This window comes from Pseudomonas cremoricolorata DSM 17059 = NBRC 16634 (genome assembly GCF_000425745.1).
Lineage (GTDB): Bacteria > Pseudomonadota > Gammaproteobacteria > Pseudomonadales > Pseudomonadaceae > Aquipseudomonas > Aquipseudomonas cremoricolorata.
Window position 1 is genome coordinate 36367 of sequence record NZ_AUEA01000011.1, and the last position, 13977, is coordinate 50343.

A 13977-nucleotide genomic window follows, 5' to 3' on the forward strand; every position below is an offset into this window, starting at 1 on the left:
GGGAAGAACAAGGGGAGGGCGCCATGAAAGACCCCTATGCACCTGCCTTCTGGTGCACCGTCGTGGTTCTGGCCACCCTCAGCGCCGGCTACTACTACGGTATTCGCTCAGTCCAGCACATGCACCTGGCGGTGCAGTACCTCTACGCCGCAGCAGCCTTCACAGGCGCTGCGGCGCTGGCAGCCCTTGTCTGGGTGGCGTGGCGTTTCCTGCAGCTCAATCGCCGCGTCGTGCGCCAGGGTCACACCTTGCTGATCATCTGGAACACCAAAGTGGCGCTGCGCCGGGTCGAAACGGTGTTCGACCGCTATTTCTGGGGCAGCTACTGGCATTCGGGTCGCACGTTCGAAGAGGTCATGGGCGAACTCAAGGGCACGCCGCTGGAGCATAGCCTGGAGGTGCTCAAGCAGCAGTGCCGGGAGCTGGACCGTGAGATCCACGACCCTCACCAGCACTGGTCAGCCAACGCCCGCGACCTCAGCAGCGTCGCCACGGCAATGGCCCGTGATCGCTACCGGCTCGATCTGAACGATCCCTCGGCGGCCCGTCAAGGCGCCACCGCCGTGCTCAATCGCGAGCTGGAAGTGCTGGTGTACACCTGGTCGGCACGCCTACGCAGCTTCGATCACCAACTCGACGAGCTGGAGCAGGCATACCACTGACTCAGGCCGTTTCACCGCGAATGTACTGTTCCAGCTGCAGAATCAACCCGGCCTGTTCGGCAATGGTTTCCTTGACCAGGTCTCCGATCGACAACAACCCCAGCAACTTGCCGTTGTGCACCACCGGCAAGTGGCGCAGGTGGCGGTTGGTCATCAGGTTCATGCAGTACTCGAGGTTGTGCTTGGGCTCGACCGTGACCACCGGCGCGCTCATGATTTCGCGCACCGGCGTGGCGGCCGAAGAGCGCCCCTTGAGCACCAGTTTGCGCGCGTAGTCGCGCTCACTGACGATACCCACCACCTGGCCGTCTTCCAGCACCGGCAGGGCACCGATGTTCTTCTCTGCCAGCAGCTTGAGGGCATCGAGCACCGAGTCATCAGGGCCGATGGAATACACGGTCTGGTGCTCAGCCTTGCTCTTGAGGATTTGTTCGACGTTTTTCATACAGACCTCTGCGGGTGGAGTCAGCCCTGGGGGCGCCAGTGCCTCAAGCATCCTGCACGGCGGGCTGGCCGGCAACGCAGAAAACGGCATCGACCCGATTGAAAAACGCCATGAGCGGTTCAAGGCGACGATCTGCACAACGCAAGACCCGCTGCGTCGCAGCCAGAACGCCTCCAGCCCTGTATACACAGGTGCTTGCGCGCCCCGATCAGACATCTCCCAGGCAAGCCGCGCCCGGTCTGATGGTTTATGGCCGCTCTCAGTCGTTTCCTGGGTATACCGATAATCAAGGAGTCGTGATGAAACTCGCCGAATGGGCCGACCTGCAAGACCTGTACAAGCAAAGCCGCCGCCGGCCGAACAAGCTGCTGTTCACCTGGAGCGCGGTCAGAGCGCTATGGCCGATGTGGGCGGCCGCTGCTGCAACCCTGCCATTGGTGCTTTTTGCAGCCCTGGGCATGGCCTACCCGGTGCTGATTCCCTTCTGCTACATGCTGTTGCTGCCCTGGGCTATGGCCCTGTACTTGACCCGCATGGCAGCGCTGCGCACCGTGTACCCGGCAGAGTTCGCCGAGCACGCCATTGACCGGCAATCTGCCTTGGGCAAGGAAAACATTCTTTGTTATGCGTTTTTCCTCGAAGCGGTGCGCGCTGCCGGTTATACCGCTGAACGCCTGCGCGGGCTGTCGAGCTATGCGGATCTGGCCTGCAAGCCGGCAAGGCCCGGGCTGGCAGCGAACCTCGGCTTTGCCTCGATGATCGGTCTGATCATCGCCTTGAGTGCAGAAGCCATGAAAGCCAGCGCGTTGTTCGCCCTGGGAAAGGGCTGGGTCGTGGTCATGCTGGCCATGGCGGCAGGGTTTCTGTACTGGCTGATTCTCGACGGTATCCACAGCATTGCGTATGAGCGGGCGTGGATTAAGCGATACCTGGAGATGGCAGCGTGTGATCTTGAAGCGCAGGGAGTCAATGCGTCCTGGGACGCATCGGATGCGTTCGCGGAACCTGCGCTGCTCCGGGGCTAACGCCGCTTCTAATAGGATGTGCGGTCTCTATAGGAGTGGCTTTAGCCGCGATGGACTGCGAAGCAGTCCCAATCAACGTGCTATCACGCTTGACTGAATAGCATCATGGCAGTGCAGGGCCTATGCCCGCACTGCCTCAGGCGCCGATGCAACCTGTTCGACAATCCCGCGTGTCCGCGTTGACGACCGCTCAGGCAACCCTGCCTTTACGCCTGATGTAGACCACACCCCAGAGCACCCCCAACACTGCTGCCATGGTCGACGCACCCAGCACGCTCAGCTTCGCGGCAGCCAGCTGCTGCGCGTCGTTGAAGGCCAGTCCGGCAATGAAAATGGACATGGTGAAGCCGATACCCGCCAGCAGACCCACCAGCGCCACACCGCCCCATGTCACGTGGTCGGGCAGCTTGCACAGGCCCAGCCGAACCAGAATGAAAGTGGCCAGCATCACACCCACCGGTTTACCCAGTACCAGCGCCGTCACCACCCCGGAGACGATATGCACGACCTCCGAGTTGTCGAACCGGGTTCCGCCGAGGTCGACCCCTGCGTTGGCCAACGCGAACAGCGGCATGATCAGGAACGCCACCCAGGGATGCAGGCTTTGTTGCACGCGCAGCACTGGCGGCATGACCTCGCGTTCAGCCACGCGGATCTGCTTGAGGGGGCTGGCAATTGCCTTTTGATCCCGGTCCAGACGGTGCAGCAGTTCGTTGAATGCCTTGGACATGATTTCAACGGGACGTTCGTGGGAAGGCATCGATTTCACCGGAGTGATGAGGCCGAGCACCACGCCCGCCAGGGTCGGGTGAACGCCCAGCTTCAACAGGCCACTCCAGACGATGACGCCAGGCACCAGGTAGGCCCAGGCCAGACCAATGCCCATGCGCTGCAAGGCGAATACCATACCCAGGCCGGCACCGGCGATCAGCAGGCCCGAGTAGTCCAGGGTCGAGGTATAGAACACAGCGATGATCACGATGGCGGCAATGTCATCGATGATGGCCAGGGCCAGCAGGAAGATCCGCAGATTCGCCGGGATCGATTTGCCCAGCAACGCCAGCACACCGACGGCGAAGGCGATGTCGGTAGCCGTTGGAACCGCCCAGCCGTGGGAGGTGGCGGATGTGTTGAAGGCCAGATAGATGGCTGCAGGCACCAGTACGCCGCCCAGTGCCGCACCGACAGGCAGCGTCGCCATGCGCAGGTTCGACAGCGAGCCATCCTGGATTTCCTGTTTGATCTCCATGCCCACGACCAGGAAGAAGATGGTCATCAGCCCATCGTTGACCAGAAAGTGCAGTGATTGAGCGAGGGTGATCGAACCGATGCTCAGGGCGACTTCGGTGTGCCAGAACGCCTCGTAGGTGGCATTGGCCGGGCTGTTCGCCCAGACCAGCGCGGTGATTGCAGCCAGCATCAGAACGATACCGCTGACCGCTTCGATATGACTGAAACGCTCGAACGCGGCCATGGCGCGCGTCGTCAGAATCTGGGGGCGTGGAATGGATCGTGTGGCCGGGGTGTTGGGCGCAGGCATGGCGACTCCGCGCTAGCGGCCCGACCAGCGTTGGATTTTTAACCTGCGATTCAAGCCACATGCCTGACGCACCCTGGGCGCCATAGTAATTGTCGACGAGGGCGGGAGCAATCATGCTTGCCGTGTCGTTGCTTGAATGGCCAAGCCCCGCAGCGTTGCAGGATCATCCCGACTACACAGGCTGAGGTGTCATGAGGTACATCGTATTCATCAGTGAACAACCCTGCCCCGACGGTCTCTACACCGGTCCGGTCGCGCCGCAGGATGCCGACTATTTCACCCGAGGCGTGATGCCTCATCTGCGACCGTTGAGCGATGAGGAGTATCTCCACGGCCCCGCCGCTTTGCTCCACACCGGTGCGCGTTACAGCTACATCGTCAGCGGCGCAGACATTTACTGGTGCGTGGAATGGGAGCCAGGGCTCGTCGTGGTGAAGTGCTCGCCGGATGGCCGCATGGCCTGGACAGCGCTGCGCTCGCCCGTGCCCAACTTCGGAGGTCGTCCGGCCTCCGAAGTCGAGATGGCCCAGTTCGACGAAGACGAGGAGAACCCTCAATACAATCTGGTTTTCACGAGCTGGGATGCCCAGTTCGACGAAGACCACAGAACCTGGGGCGCCTTCGAACCCGCGTCACCCGGCGAAGAAGCCGCCTTCAACGCAGCCATGAGTCACGCCAACAGGTTGTCGACACAGTATGAGCGCGACGACCAGCAGCATGGTGAGTGCCTGGCACGTTTCACCGCCCATTGCGCAGAAGGTATTCGGGTCAACGCATCGTGAACGGGTCGAGGCTGGCGCCAGGCAACGAAAAAGGCCCCGTATAGAGCGAGCTATACGGGGCCTTTTCTTGTGCTGCTGCTTCCCCCTTGTACCCACGCTGCCAAGGCAGCATCTGGGGTGATGGGGTGAGTGCTGATGTGTATGGCGCACTCGGCGGGATTCGAACCCACGACCACTGCCTTCGGAGGGCAATACTCTATCCAGCTGAGCTACGAGTGCAACGGGGCGCAATGATACCCATCTCGTTGCATCGCGTCCATCGCCTTGATCCTGGGTGTTTTTTCCTTACTGGCCGGGTGCGTTCTGCGCCAGGATGGCGTTGGCCAGATCCATGTCGCTGGCTTTGACCTCTGGGTTGTCCTGACGCACTTGCCGCATGGCGGCTTCCAGGAACGGGCCGCGAATGGCGCCGTCACTGGCGACGAAGCTGCCGGCATCTTCCTGTGCGGCGGCGACGAGCTTGTGGTCCTTGAAGGTCAGGTAGGTCGAGCCGGTGGTGGCACCGGATGACAGGACATCGCGCCAGAACCCGCTGGCCATGGCAGAACCGACAGGTAGTGCGAGCAGGGCGGCAGTAGCGATGACGATTGGCAGGCGCATGATGGACGAACCTCGGTGGTGACCCGGCTGAAAGTGCTATATCGATCTAAATTCAGGTAGCAAGTTCCCGGTTCGCGGGGGTGACATCGGTGCTCAACCGCAGACGCGCATGACCTCCTGCAAGCTCGTCAGGCCTTGTGCCACTTTCTCTTCGCCACACTGGCGCAGTTCGCGCAGGCCTTCGCTGGCCGCCTGTTGCCGCAGCCGCTGCACATCGGCGCCGGCATCGATCTGCTGGCGCAGGCCATCGCTCATCAGCAACAGTTCGAACAGGCCGGTGCGGCCGTGGTAGCCAGTATTGCGGCAGGTCGGGCAGGTACGTACGTCGGCGCCTGCCGGAGCACGGCAGTGGGTGCACAGCGTGCGCACCAGACGCTGCGCCATGACGCCTGCCAGCGTGGCCTTGATCAGGTAATCGGCCACGCCCAGCTCTTGCAGGCGAGTGATGGCGCTGCAGGCGTCGTTGGTGTGCAGGGTCGAGAGCACCAGATGGCCGGTCAGCGCCGCCTGGATCGCCACCTGGGCGGTTTGCTGATCACGGATCTCGCCGATCATGATCACGTCGGGGTCCTGGCGCAGCAGTGCGCGAACGCCACCGGCGAAATCGAGCTCCAGTGCGGGGTTGACCTGAAGCTGGCTGAAGCTCGGTTGCAGGCGTTCGATAGGGTCTTCGATGGTGCACAGGTTGATCTGCGGGCAGGCCAGATGGTCGAGGCTGGCATAGAGGGTCTGGGTCTTGCCCGACCCGGTCGGGCCGGTCACCAGAATGATGCCCTGGCGCCGTTGCAACAGGCTCAGCCAGCGCTCCAGCAGCGCACCCTGCAGGCCAAGTGGGGCGAAACCCTGCTGCAATTGCTGGGCATCGAACAGACGTAGCACCAGTTTTTCCCCGAACGGCGTGGGCAGGCTGGAGGCGCGCAATTCCAGTTCGCGGCCATCGGCCAGACGCTGCTGCAGCCGCCCATCCTGCGCTCGACGTCGTTCGGCGACGTTCATCCGCGCCAGGTGCTTGAGGCGACTGCTCAGTGCCAGCATGACGTTGCCCGGGAAGTGGTACACCGGGTGCAACAGACCATCGATGCGGTAGCGCAACTGGCCCTGCTCGCGCTGCGGTTCCAGGTGGATATCGCTGGCGCGCTGCTCGACGGCGTACTGCAGGATCCAGTCGACCAGGCCGATGATGTGCGCGTCCTCGGCGCTGGACTCCTGCTGGCGGCGGCTGGGCTCGAGCAGCTGGCGCAGGTGCTCGATGCTGCTGCCGTGCTGCTGGCTGGCGCCCGCCACGCGCTCGGCCAGTTGCAAGGATGCCTGGCTGAGCTTGCGGATCAGCACCGGGCTGGCCAATACGCGATCGATGCTCAGCCCGAGGCTGCTGCCAAGGTCAGCCTCCCAGTCGTGCTGGTAGGGTTGCGCGCTGGCGATGGTGATGGCATTGGCCGAGACCCTGATCGGCAGGATGGCATGGCGCTCGGCGAAGGCCGGCGAAATCAACGCACTGGTGCGGCTGAGGTCCAGTTGTAGCGGGTCGAGGTGCAGGTACGGTTGGCCGACCTTCTTCGCCAGCCAGCGGCACAACCAGTCCATGTCCAGGCGTTGGCCAGGGGCCTGAAGGTCTTCCAGGGCCAGGCTGGCGATGGTTTCCAGCGGGTGGCTGCGCGGGTGCGCCTCGGCGCTGTCCAGCGCGGCCAGTACCGCACTGGCGGGCAGGTGCTGTTCAGCGAGCAGTGTGTCGAGCAGGCGGTTGAGGTCGAGCGAGCGGTCGTGGGCGCAGTACATGGCGGGCATCCTTGCCGGGCGGGTGTCGGCAGTCAGGTTAGCCAGCCACCTGGCCCGGCGCGCTGCGCCGCGGTTACAGAATCTTGCCGCAACCGTGCAGTGACACGTCGGCCACGCAGATCAGGTTGCGCAGCTTGTGCGCGATCAGTTCGGCGCGGTGCCAGGTGAGGCCACCTACGGCGATGTGTACGGAAAATAGCTCATCGGTCTGGCTCGCCTGCACGTGGTGCGGGGTCAGCGATTGCAGGGCGAACAGGTTGAGGATTCGGCACAGGCTGTCGGGTTCGGCTTCCACGCGAATGTCGTAGTTCACCTGCACCTGCGCGGCTGGGGTTGCCCAGGCGTCCGGGCGAGAAAGGGTATCGAGATTGACCAGTGCGTTCATGCATGCCTCCACAGGGATGCGAGCATTCTGACAGGAGGCTTGTGGGTTTTTTTCGCTAACATGACCCTGTTTGGCGTTACCGGCCAATTGTTCTATTCGGTTTTGCCCTTGAGGAGAATTGATTATGCGCACCGAGCTGGACGCCTACGACCGCCGCATCCTCGCCCTGTTGCAGGACGACGCATCACTGTCCAGCGCGCAGATCGCCGAACAGGTCGGGCTGTCGCAGTCGCCGTGCTGGCGGCGCATTCAGCGGCTCAAGGAGGAGGGGGTGATTCGCGCTCAGGTGACGTTGCTCGATCGCAAGAAAGTCGGCCTGGATACGCAGATTTTCGCCGAGGTCAAACTCAACGCCCACGGCCGCTCCAACTTCGCCGAATTCACCGAGGCGATTCGCGGTTTTCCGGAGGTGCTGGAGTGCTATGTGCTGATGGGCTCGGTGGATTTTTTGCTGCGCATCGTGACTGCCGACATCGAGGCCTACGAGCGCTTCTTCTTTGAAAAACTGTCGAACGTGCCCGGCATTCAGGAGGTGAACTCGATCGTCGCGCTGTCGGAGATCAAGTCCACCACCAGCCTGCCATTAACGCGCTGAGGGCGACTTGAGCAGGTGTTTCCAGGCACGGCTCTGGTCGATGGCACGCACTTGCTCGACTCGCGCATCGAGCAACTGCTGACGCGCGTCGGCTTGCTCGTCTTCGTCGGTGAGCGGCTGCTCGGCCAACAGTTGCAGGCGGTTCAGATCACCGTACAGGCGGTCGAGCTGCGGTGCCTCGAGCACCTGCCGGGCATGGTGCAGCCAGCTCTGCACACGCTCCAGGCGCGGCAGCTGTTCAGCCAGATCTTCAGGACGTTGCGCGTACAGCGGCAGTTGCAAGGCGCGGCCTTCCTCGCCCAGCAGGTGCATCAGCCAGCTGGCCAATTGCGCCTTGCCCTGGCGCTCGCCGCGGTTGGGGCGTTCGCTGGTCCAGGCGCGGGCCGACAGCCAGCGTGAGGTCTCCAGCGAGAATTGGCCCCAGCGCGGGTCTTGCAGTTCTTCGGCGAACTGTTCGGGCGCGGCGCGGCGAATGTCTTCGTCATCGTTGCCGGCCTGCACCAGCGGGCGCCAGTCTTCGAGCAGGGCATCGAGGCTGGCGCGCAAGCTGCGGGTGGTGGCGCGTGGTGCGGCCTGACCCAGGCTGGTGACCAGTGCGCGCAGCTCGGCCAGGCACTTGACCCAGTCCTGCAGCAGGCTCCAGTGACCGTTGTGGCGGTATTGCTCGGCCAGGCGCTGGCTGCTGCCGAGCAGCTCCCAGGCCAGCGCGGCGAAGGCATCGTCCAGCGCCATGCCGGCGTCCAGCTCGCTGGTCGGCAGGCTCAGGCTGTAGCTGTTGGGGTCGAGCAGGCGATAGCCGCGCTCGGCCTTGCTGATGTCGCACGGCATCAGGGCGTGACCGGCGGCCAGTTCCGCGGCCAGTTCGAGCAGCGCTTCGGCACTGCCTTCACGCAGTTCCAGCTCGACCTCGCAGATCTCTTCCTTGAGCTTGCCGGCGACCACGCTGCCCTGATCGAGGGCCACTTCGATGACCACCTTGGCCTTGCCGCGACCCCAGGCGATCTCGGCGTACTGGCGGGTGAAATCGGTGGTGAACAGCGGCTTGATGGTCTTCTTGTCGAGCGCGTTCAGTTGCTCGGGCCAGCAACTGGCGTCGAGTTTTTTCAGGTCAAGCTTGGGTTTGTCGAGCTGCCACTCGAACTCCTGACGCTCGGACAGCCCGGCCACGCTCTTGCCGCGGCACTTGAGGGTCTGGATCACCACATCGCCATCGCGGCGCAGACGCAGCGCCACGTGGGCGGCAGACAAATCGCGCTCGGCGGTGTCGAAATACTGATTGGTCAGCTCACGGGTTTGCCAGCCGGCCTTGTTGCGCTTCTTCAGCAGAGGGTGCTCGCGCAGTGCGGCGAGGGTCTCGCGGCTGGCGCGGAGTTTGAGTTCGGTTTCTGTGTGCATCGCGGGCTCGATAAAGACGGGCTTGAATGCCCGGCAGTCTACAGCAGTCGGCCGTCTACCGCTGCGTCGGGCGGCAGGTCAAGCCGGGCAGGCTTGCCCTCTGGTCGGAATGCGTTGCTATGATGGGGACCGTTTGAAAGGAGAGCGCGCATGCCGTTGCCAACGCTGAAAGACCAGTTCGCCGCGCTGATCGCCGCGCCTTCCGTCAGCTGCACGCAGCCCGCCCTGGACCAGTCCAACCGCCAGGTCATCGACCTGCTGGCCGGGTGGCTGGGCGACCTGGGTTTCCACTGCGAAATCCAGCAGGTCAGTGCCGGCAAGTTCAACCTGCTCGCCAGCCGCGGCACTGGCCCGGGCGGCCTGGTGCTGGCCGGTCACAGCGACACCGTGCCGTTCGACGAGCAGCTGTGGCACAGCGACCCGCTCAAGCTCACCGAGCAGGATGGCCGCTGGATCGGCCTGGGCAGCTGCGACATGAAGGGCTTCTTCGCGTTGGTGATCGAGGCGGTGCAACCGCTGCTCGAGCACGACTTCAAGCAACCGCTGCTGATTCTTGCCACCTGTGACGAAGAAAGCTCGATGTCCGGCGCCCGTGCCCTGGCCGAGGCCGGTCGTCCATTGGGGCGTGCCGCAGTGATTGGCGAGCCGACCGGGCTGCGCCCGATCCGCATGCACAAGGGCATTCTCATGGACCGCATCGACATTCTCGGTCGTAGCGGTCACTCCTCCGACCCCAGCCTGGGGCGCAGCGCCATGGAAGCCATGCACGCGGTGATGGGCGAGCTGATGGGCCTGCGCCAGCAGTGGCAGCAGACCTACAACAACCCGCAGTTCACCATTCCCACACCGACCATGAACTTCGGCTGCATCCACGGCGGCGACAACCCCAACCGCATCTGTGGCCAGTGCGCCCTGGAGTTCGACTTGCGGCCACTGCCGGGCATGGATGTCGAGCAGCTGCGCGCGGCCATCCAGGCGAAACTGCAACCGCTGGCCCAACGCCACGAGGTGCAGATCGACTACGCTCCGCTGTTCCCCGAAGTGCCGCCGTTCGAGCAGGCCGCCGATGCCGAGCTGGTGCAACTGGCCGAGCGTCTGACCGGGCACCGCGCCGAGGCCGTGGCCTTCGGTACCGAAGCGCCTTACCTGCAACAGCTGGGTTGCGAAACCATCGTGCTCGGCCCTGGCGATATCCGCTGCGCCCACCAGCCGGGCGAGTACCTTGAAATGTCACGTCTGGAGCCTACCGTGCGTCTATTGCGTGATCTGATTCGGCACTATTGCCTCAACTAAACGTCCGACCGAATGTTTCGTCCTGCCAGAGGAGAATGCGCGTGACCGCAAGCCTGTTCCGACGATGATCCAGAGCGCCATTCCACACGCCGACCCCGTCCACCCAACCACAGGCTCTGTCATGCCCGATTACGTCAACTGGCTGCGTCATTCGTCCCCATACATCAACGCCCACCGCGACTGCACCTTCGTGGTCATGCTGCCCGGCGAGGCCATCGATCACCCCAACTTCGGCAACATCGTCCACGACCTGGTGCTGCTGCACAGCCTCGGTGTGCGCCTGGTGCTGGTGCACGGTTCACGGCCGCAGATCGAAAGCCGCCTCGCTGCCCGCGGCATCGCGCCCCGCTACCATCACGGCCTGCGCATCACCGACGCTGACACCCTGGAGTGCGTGATCGATGCGGTCGGGGCGTTGCGCCTGGCCATCGAAGCGCGCCTGTCGATGGACATTTCTTCCTCGCCGATGCAGGGCTCGCGGCTGCGGGTGGCCGGCGGCAATCTGGTCACCGCGCGGCCGATTGGCGTGATGGACGGCGTCGATTACCACCACACCGGCGAAGTGCGGCGCATCGACCGCAAAGGCATCGGTCGCCTGCTCGATGAGCGCTCCATCGTGCTGCTGTCGTCGCTGGGCTACTCGCCCACTGGCGAGATGTTCAACCTCGCTTGCGAGGACGTCGCCACCCGCGCCGCCATCGAGCTGGGCGCCGACAAACTGCTGCTGTTCGGCGCCGAGCCTGGCCTGTTGGACGAGCACGGCAAACTGGTGCGCGAGCTGCGTCCGCAGCAGGTGGCGGCGCACCTCACCCGGCTGGCTGGCGACTATCAGGGCGAGCTGCTCGACGCCGCCGCGCAGGCCTGCAAAGGCGGTGTGGCGCGTAGCCATATCGTCAGTTATGCCGAGAACGGCGCGCTGCTCACCGAGCTGTTCACCCGAGACGGTGGCGGTACGCTGGTGGCCCAGGAGCAGTTCGAGGTGGTCCGTGAAGCGAGCATCGAGGATGTCGGCGGCCTGCTGGAGCTGATCAGTCCGCTGGAAGAGCAGGGCATTCTGGTGCGCCGTTCGCGCGAGGTGCTGGAGCGTGAGATCGAGCAGTTCAGCGTGGTCGAGCGCGATGGCACGATCATCGCGTGCGCCGCGCTGTATCCGATTGCCGACTCCCAGGCCGGCGAGCTGGCCTGCCTTGCGGTGAACCCGGAGTATCGCCACGGTGGCCGCGGTGACGACTTGCTCGAACGCATCGAAAGCCGCGCCCGCACCTTGGGGTTGAACACCTTGTTCGTGCTCACCACCCGCACCGCGCACTGGTTCCGTGAACGTGGCTTCGAGCCCAGCGGCGTCGAGCGCCTGCCGGCGGCGCGCGCATCGCTGTACAACTACCAGCGCAATTCGAAGATTTTCGAGAAGTCGTTATAGGGCGGCTGCTTGAGCCGACCCGGCGATTGACGCAGCACAGATGAAAACGCCGCCCCGAAGGGCGGCGTTTTCGTTTACACCGTGTGCAGGTACCAGTTGTACTCAAGGTCGGAGATGGAGTGTTCGAACTCCTCCAGCTCGCTTTCCTTGCAGGCGACGAAGATGTCGATGTACTTCGGGTCGATGTACTTGTTGAGGATCTCACTGTCGTCCAGCTCGCGCAGGGCATCGCGCAGGTTGTTCGGCAGGCTTTGTTCCAGCTGCTCGTACGAGTTGCCTTCGATCGGCTCGCCCGGCTCGACCTTGTTGGTCAGGCCATGGTGAACACCGGCCAGCACCGCGGCCATCATCAGGTACGGGTTGGCATCGGCACCGGCTACGCGGTGCTCGATGCGCACGGCATCCGGCGAGCCGGTGGGCACGCGCAGGGCGACGGTACGGTTGTCCAGACCCCAGCTCGGCGCGTTGGGCACGTAGAACTGAGCGCCGAAGCGGCGGTACGAGTTGACGTTGGGGCAGAGGAACGCCATGGAGGCGGGCAGGGTCTCGAGCACACCGCCGACTGCATGACGCAATGCGGCGTTCTGCTCGGGATCCTCGCTGGTAAAGATGTTGTTGCCATCTTTGTCCAGAATCGAAATGTGCACGTGCAGTCCATTGCCCGCCTGGCCCGGGTAGGGCTTGGCCATGAAGGTGGTGTCCATTTCATGGTCGTAGGCGATGTTCTTGATCAGCCGCTTGAGCAGTACCGCATAGTCGCAGGCCTTGAGCGGGTCCGGCACGTGGTGCAGGTTGACTTCGAACTGTGCCGGTGCACTTTCCTTGACGATGGCGTCGGCTGGAATGCCTTGTTCCTTCGCACCCTCGAGGATGTCCTGGAGGCAATCGGCGTATTCGTCGAGGTCGTCGATCAGGTAGACCTGGGTCGACTGCGGACGCTTGCCGGAAATCGGCGAGCGCGGCGGCTGCGGACGGCCGTTCACGTTTTCCTGGTCGATCAGGTAGAACTCGAGTTCGAACGCCGCGCAGATGGTCAGGCCCATATCGGTGAACTTGCTCACCACCTGGCGCAGCACTTCGCGTGGATCGGCGAAGAACGGCTCGCCTTCGATTTCATGCATGGTCATCAGCAACTGCGCGGTGGGGCGCTTCTGCCAAGGCTCATTGGAGAGGGTGTCGGGAATCGGATAGCAGATACGGTCGGCATCGCCGATGTCCAGACCGAGCCCGGTACTTTCAACGGTAGAGCCGTTGATATCCAGGGCGAAGAGCGAGGCCGGCAGGTTGATGCCTTTCTCGTAAACCTTGTGGAGGCTGGTGCGCTCGATGCGCTTGCCACGCACCACACCATTCATATCTGCAATCAGAAGGTCAACGTAGAGAACCTCAGGATGTTCCTTAAGGAACGCGTTCGCTTCGTTAAGCTGAACGGCACGCGGGGGTACCGACATGATGCAACACCTTTGTTGTTAAAAATATCAATCAAGGGGGGCTTGCCGAACCAGTCAATCGGAAAGCGCCATTCAAGTCAAGCCAGCCCCAGGATGCCCTGAAATGGCTCGTCTACGGCAGATTTGCTGCAAATCGGGGCGCCGCATTATCCGCTATTTTCGTTCCAAGCCGATAGCGCGGCAGCGCTCAGTGATATTTGTAACGGCCCAGTTGTATAAAAAAATGGACGGGTCTAAGCTCGATTGCAACCCAGAACACAATAAAACGAGGGTCCCATGGTCTGCCGGCGTCGACTGCAACCTGCTGTTCATCCAGCACGGCCTATGGTTAGTCGCGCCTGGCATTGCGCAGATGTTGCGAAACCCTCGATGTTCGCCATGACCACAATTGTTGACGGTTCAGCCGCTGCCATCTTCAAGCGTAGTCGACCTGCCTCGGCGCAGCATTCACCTCGCGCCATCCTGCAAAACTGTCATACGCCTGCCGTATTCACGTGTTTCGCGCCCCGTTTTGCTTTAGACCTGTCCTGCAGCCAGAATCGATTCGCCGACACCGATCGGCGCCCGTCTGGCTGGCGTAACTGTCACGACGTCGCCGGGCCCTATCA

13 protein-coding genes and 1 tRNA gene are annotated in these 13977 nt (G+C 63.1%); 6 read left to right on the forward strand and 8 right to left on the reverse strand.

The features are described from left to right. Positions 1 to 23 precede the first annotated feature (23 nt). Positions 24 to 662, forward strand: a complete 639-nt coding sequence (locus H618_RS0113855; protein WP_028695628.1) for a hypothetical protein — start codon at positions 24 to 26, stop codon at positions 660 to 662. Between the two features lies 1 nt (position 663). Here H618_RS0113855 and H618_RS0113860 read toward each other — a convergent pair whose 3' ends face one another. Beyond that, a complete protein-coding gene (locus tag H618_RS0113860; protein ID WP_028695629.1) occupies positions 664 to 1107 on the reverse strand; it encodes a CBS domain-containing protein in 444 nt (147 codons plus the stop codon). 38 nt (positions 1108 to 1145) lie between these two features. On the opposite strand from H618_RS0113860, the gene H618_RS21715 reads away from it, so the two are divergent. Next, positions 1146 to 2132, forward strand: coding sequence for a hypothetical protein (locus H618_RS21715; RefSeq protein ID WP_211232361.1), 987 nt, complete (start codon positions 1146 to 1148; stop codon positions 2130 to 2132). 190 nt (positions 2133 to 2322) lie between these two features. Here the strand turns inward: H618_RS21715 and nhaA are convergent, their stop codons facing one another. After that, positions 2323 to 3672 (reverse strand): Na+/H+ antiporter NhaA, encoded by a 1350-nt coding sequence (nhaA, locus tag H618_RS0113870; RefSeq protein ID WP_028695630.1) that lies wholly within the window; start codon positions 3670 to 3672, stop codon positions 2323 to 2325. 191 nt (positions 3673 to 3863) lie between these two features. On the opposite strand from nhaA, the gene H618_RS0113875 reads away from it, so the two are divergent. Continuing rightward, complete coding sequence (locus tag H618_RS0113875; protein ID WP_028695631.1) at positions 3864 to 4454, forward strand: hypothetical protein; 591 nt, start codon at positions 3864 to 3866, stop codon at positions 4452 to 4454. Positions 4455 to 4596: 142 nt separating this feature from the next. Here the strand turns inward: H618_RS0113875 and H618_RS0113880 are convergent. The 4 genes from H618_RS0113880 to H618_RS0113895 form a co-directional block, all read right to left on the reverse strand. Next, positions 4597 to 4673 (reverse strand) — tRNA-Arg (locus H618_RS0113880). A 66-nt stretch (positions 4674 to 4739) separates the two neighbouring features. After that, complete coding sequence (locus H618_RS0113885) at positions 4740 to 5054, reverse strand: DUF2388 domain-containing protein (protein WP_028695632.1); 315 nt, start codon at positions 5052 to 5054, stop codon at positions 4740 to 4742. A gap of 93 nt (positions 5055 to 5147) precedes the next feature. Next, a complete protein-coding gene (locus H618_RS0113890) occupies positions 5148 to 6830 on the reverse strand; it encodes a GspE/PulE family protein (RefSeq protein WP_028695633.1) in 1683 nt (560 codons plus the stop codon). 73 nt (positions 6831 to 6903) lie between these two features. Beyond that, positions 6904 to 7215, reverse strand: coding sequence for a hypothetical protein (locus tag H618_RS0113895; RefSeq protein WP_028695634.1), 312 nt, complete (start codon positions 7213 to 7215; stop codon positions 6904 to 6906). Between the two features lie 124 nt (positions 7216 to 7339). Between H618_RS0113895 and H618_RS0113900 the strand changes: the two genes are divergently transcribed. Then, positions 7340 to 7810 (forward strand): Lrp/AsnC family transcriptional regulator, encoded by a 471-nt coding sequence (locus H618_RS0113900; RefSeq protein ID WP_028695635.1) that lies wholly within the window; start codon positions 7340 to 7342, stop codon positions 7808 to 7810. On the opposite strand, the gene H618_RS0113905 is transcribed toward H618_RS0113900, so the two are convergent. After that, a complete protein-coding gene (locus tag H618_RS0113905) occupies positions 7799 to 9205 on the reverse strand; it encodes a CYTH domain-containing protein (protein ID WP_028695636.1) in 1407 nt (468 codons plus the stop codon). The two genes, H618_RS0113900 and H618_RS0113905, sit on opposite strands and share 12 nt — an antisense overlap. Positions 9206 to 9355: 150 nt before the next feature. Between H618_RS0113905 and argE the strand changes: the two genes are divergently transcribed. Together argE and argA are read left to right on the forward strand one after the other, a co-directional pair. After that, positions 9356 to 10498: an acetylornithine deacetylase gene (gene argE / locus H618_RS0113910; protein WP_028695637.1), complete on the forward strand. Its 1143-nt coding sequence runs from the start codon at positions 9356 to 9358 to the stop codon at positions 10496 to 10498. 121 nt (positions 10499 to 10619) lie between these two features. Beyond that, on the forward strand, positions 10620 to 11918 hold the full coding sequence (gene argA, locus H618_RS0113915) for an amino-acid N-acetyltransferase (RefSeq protein WP_028695638.1): 1299 nt from the start codon (positions 10620 to 10622) through the stop codon (positions 11916 to 11918). 74 nt (positions 11919 to 11992) lie between these two features. On the opposite strand, the gene H618_RS0113920 is transcribed toward argA, so the two are convergent. Next, positions 11993 to 13369, reverse strand: a complete 1377-nt coding sequence (locus H618_RS0113920; protein ID WP_028695639.1) for a glutamine synthetase family protein — start codon at positions 13367 to 13369, stop codon at positions 11993 to 11995. Positions 13370 to 13977: the final 608 nt, after the last annotated feature.

What these genes read in the sequence shown, in the direction of transcription:
- H618_RS0113875 (WP_028695631.1), top strand. Translation starts at nt 3,864, where the DNA reads ATGAGGTACATCGTATTCATCAGTGAACAACCCTGCCCCGACGGTCTC.
- nhaA (WP_028695630.1), bottom strand. Translation starts at nt 3,672, where the DNA reads ATGCCTGCGCCCAACACCCCGGCCACACGATCCATTCCACGCCCCCAG.
- H618_RS0113920 (WP_028695639.1), bottom strand. Translation starts at nt 13,369, where the DNA reads ATGTCGGTACCCCCGCGTGCCGTTCAGCTTAACGAAGCGAACGCGTTC.
- H618_RS0113855 (WP_028695628.1), top strand. Translation starts at nt 24, where the DNA reads ATGAAAGACCCCTATGCACCTGCCTTCTGGTGCACCGTCGTGGTTCTG.
- H618_RS0113860 (WP_028695629.1), bottom strand. Translation starts at nt 1,107, where the DNA reads ATGAAAAACGTCGAACAAATCCTCAAGAGCAAGGCTGAGCACCAGACC.
- argE (WP_028695637.1), top strand. Translation starts at nt 9,356, where the DNA reads ATGCCGTTGCCAACGCTGAAAGACCAGTTCGCCGCGCTGATCGCCGCG.
- H618_RS0113890 (WP_028695633.1), bottom strand. Translation starts at nt 6,830, where the DNA reads ATGTACTGCGCCCACGACCGCTCGCTCGACCTCAACCGCCTGCTCGAC.
- H618_RS0113895 (WP_028695634.1), bottom strand. Translation starts at nt 7,215, where the DNA reads ATGAACGCACTGGTCAATCTCGATACCCTTTCTCGCCCGGACGCCTGG.
- H618_RS0113885 (WP_028695632.1), bottom strand. Translation starts at nt 5,054, where the DNA reads ATGCGCCTGCCAATCGTCATCGCTACTGCCGCCCTGCTCGCACTACCT.
- argA (WP_028695638.1), top strand. Translation starts at nt 10,620, where the DNA reads ATGCCCGATTACGTCAACTGGCTGCGTCATTCGTCCCCATACATCAAC.
- H618_RS0113905 (WP_028695636.1), bottom strand. Translation starts at nt 9,205, where the DNA reads ATGCACACAGAAACCGAACTCAAACTCCGCGCCAGCCGCGAGACCCTC.
- H618_RS0113900 (WP_028695635.1), top strand. Translation starts at nt 7,340, where the DNA reads ATGCGCACCGAGCTGGACGCCTACGACCGCCGCATCCTCGCCCTGTTG.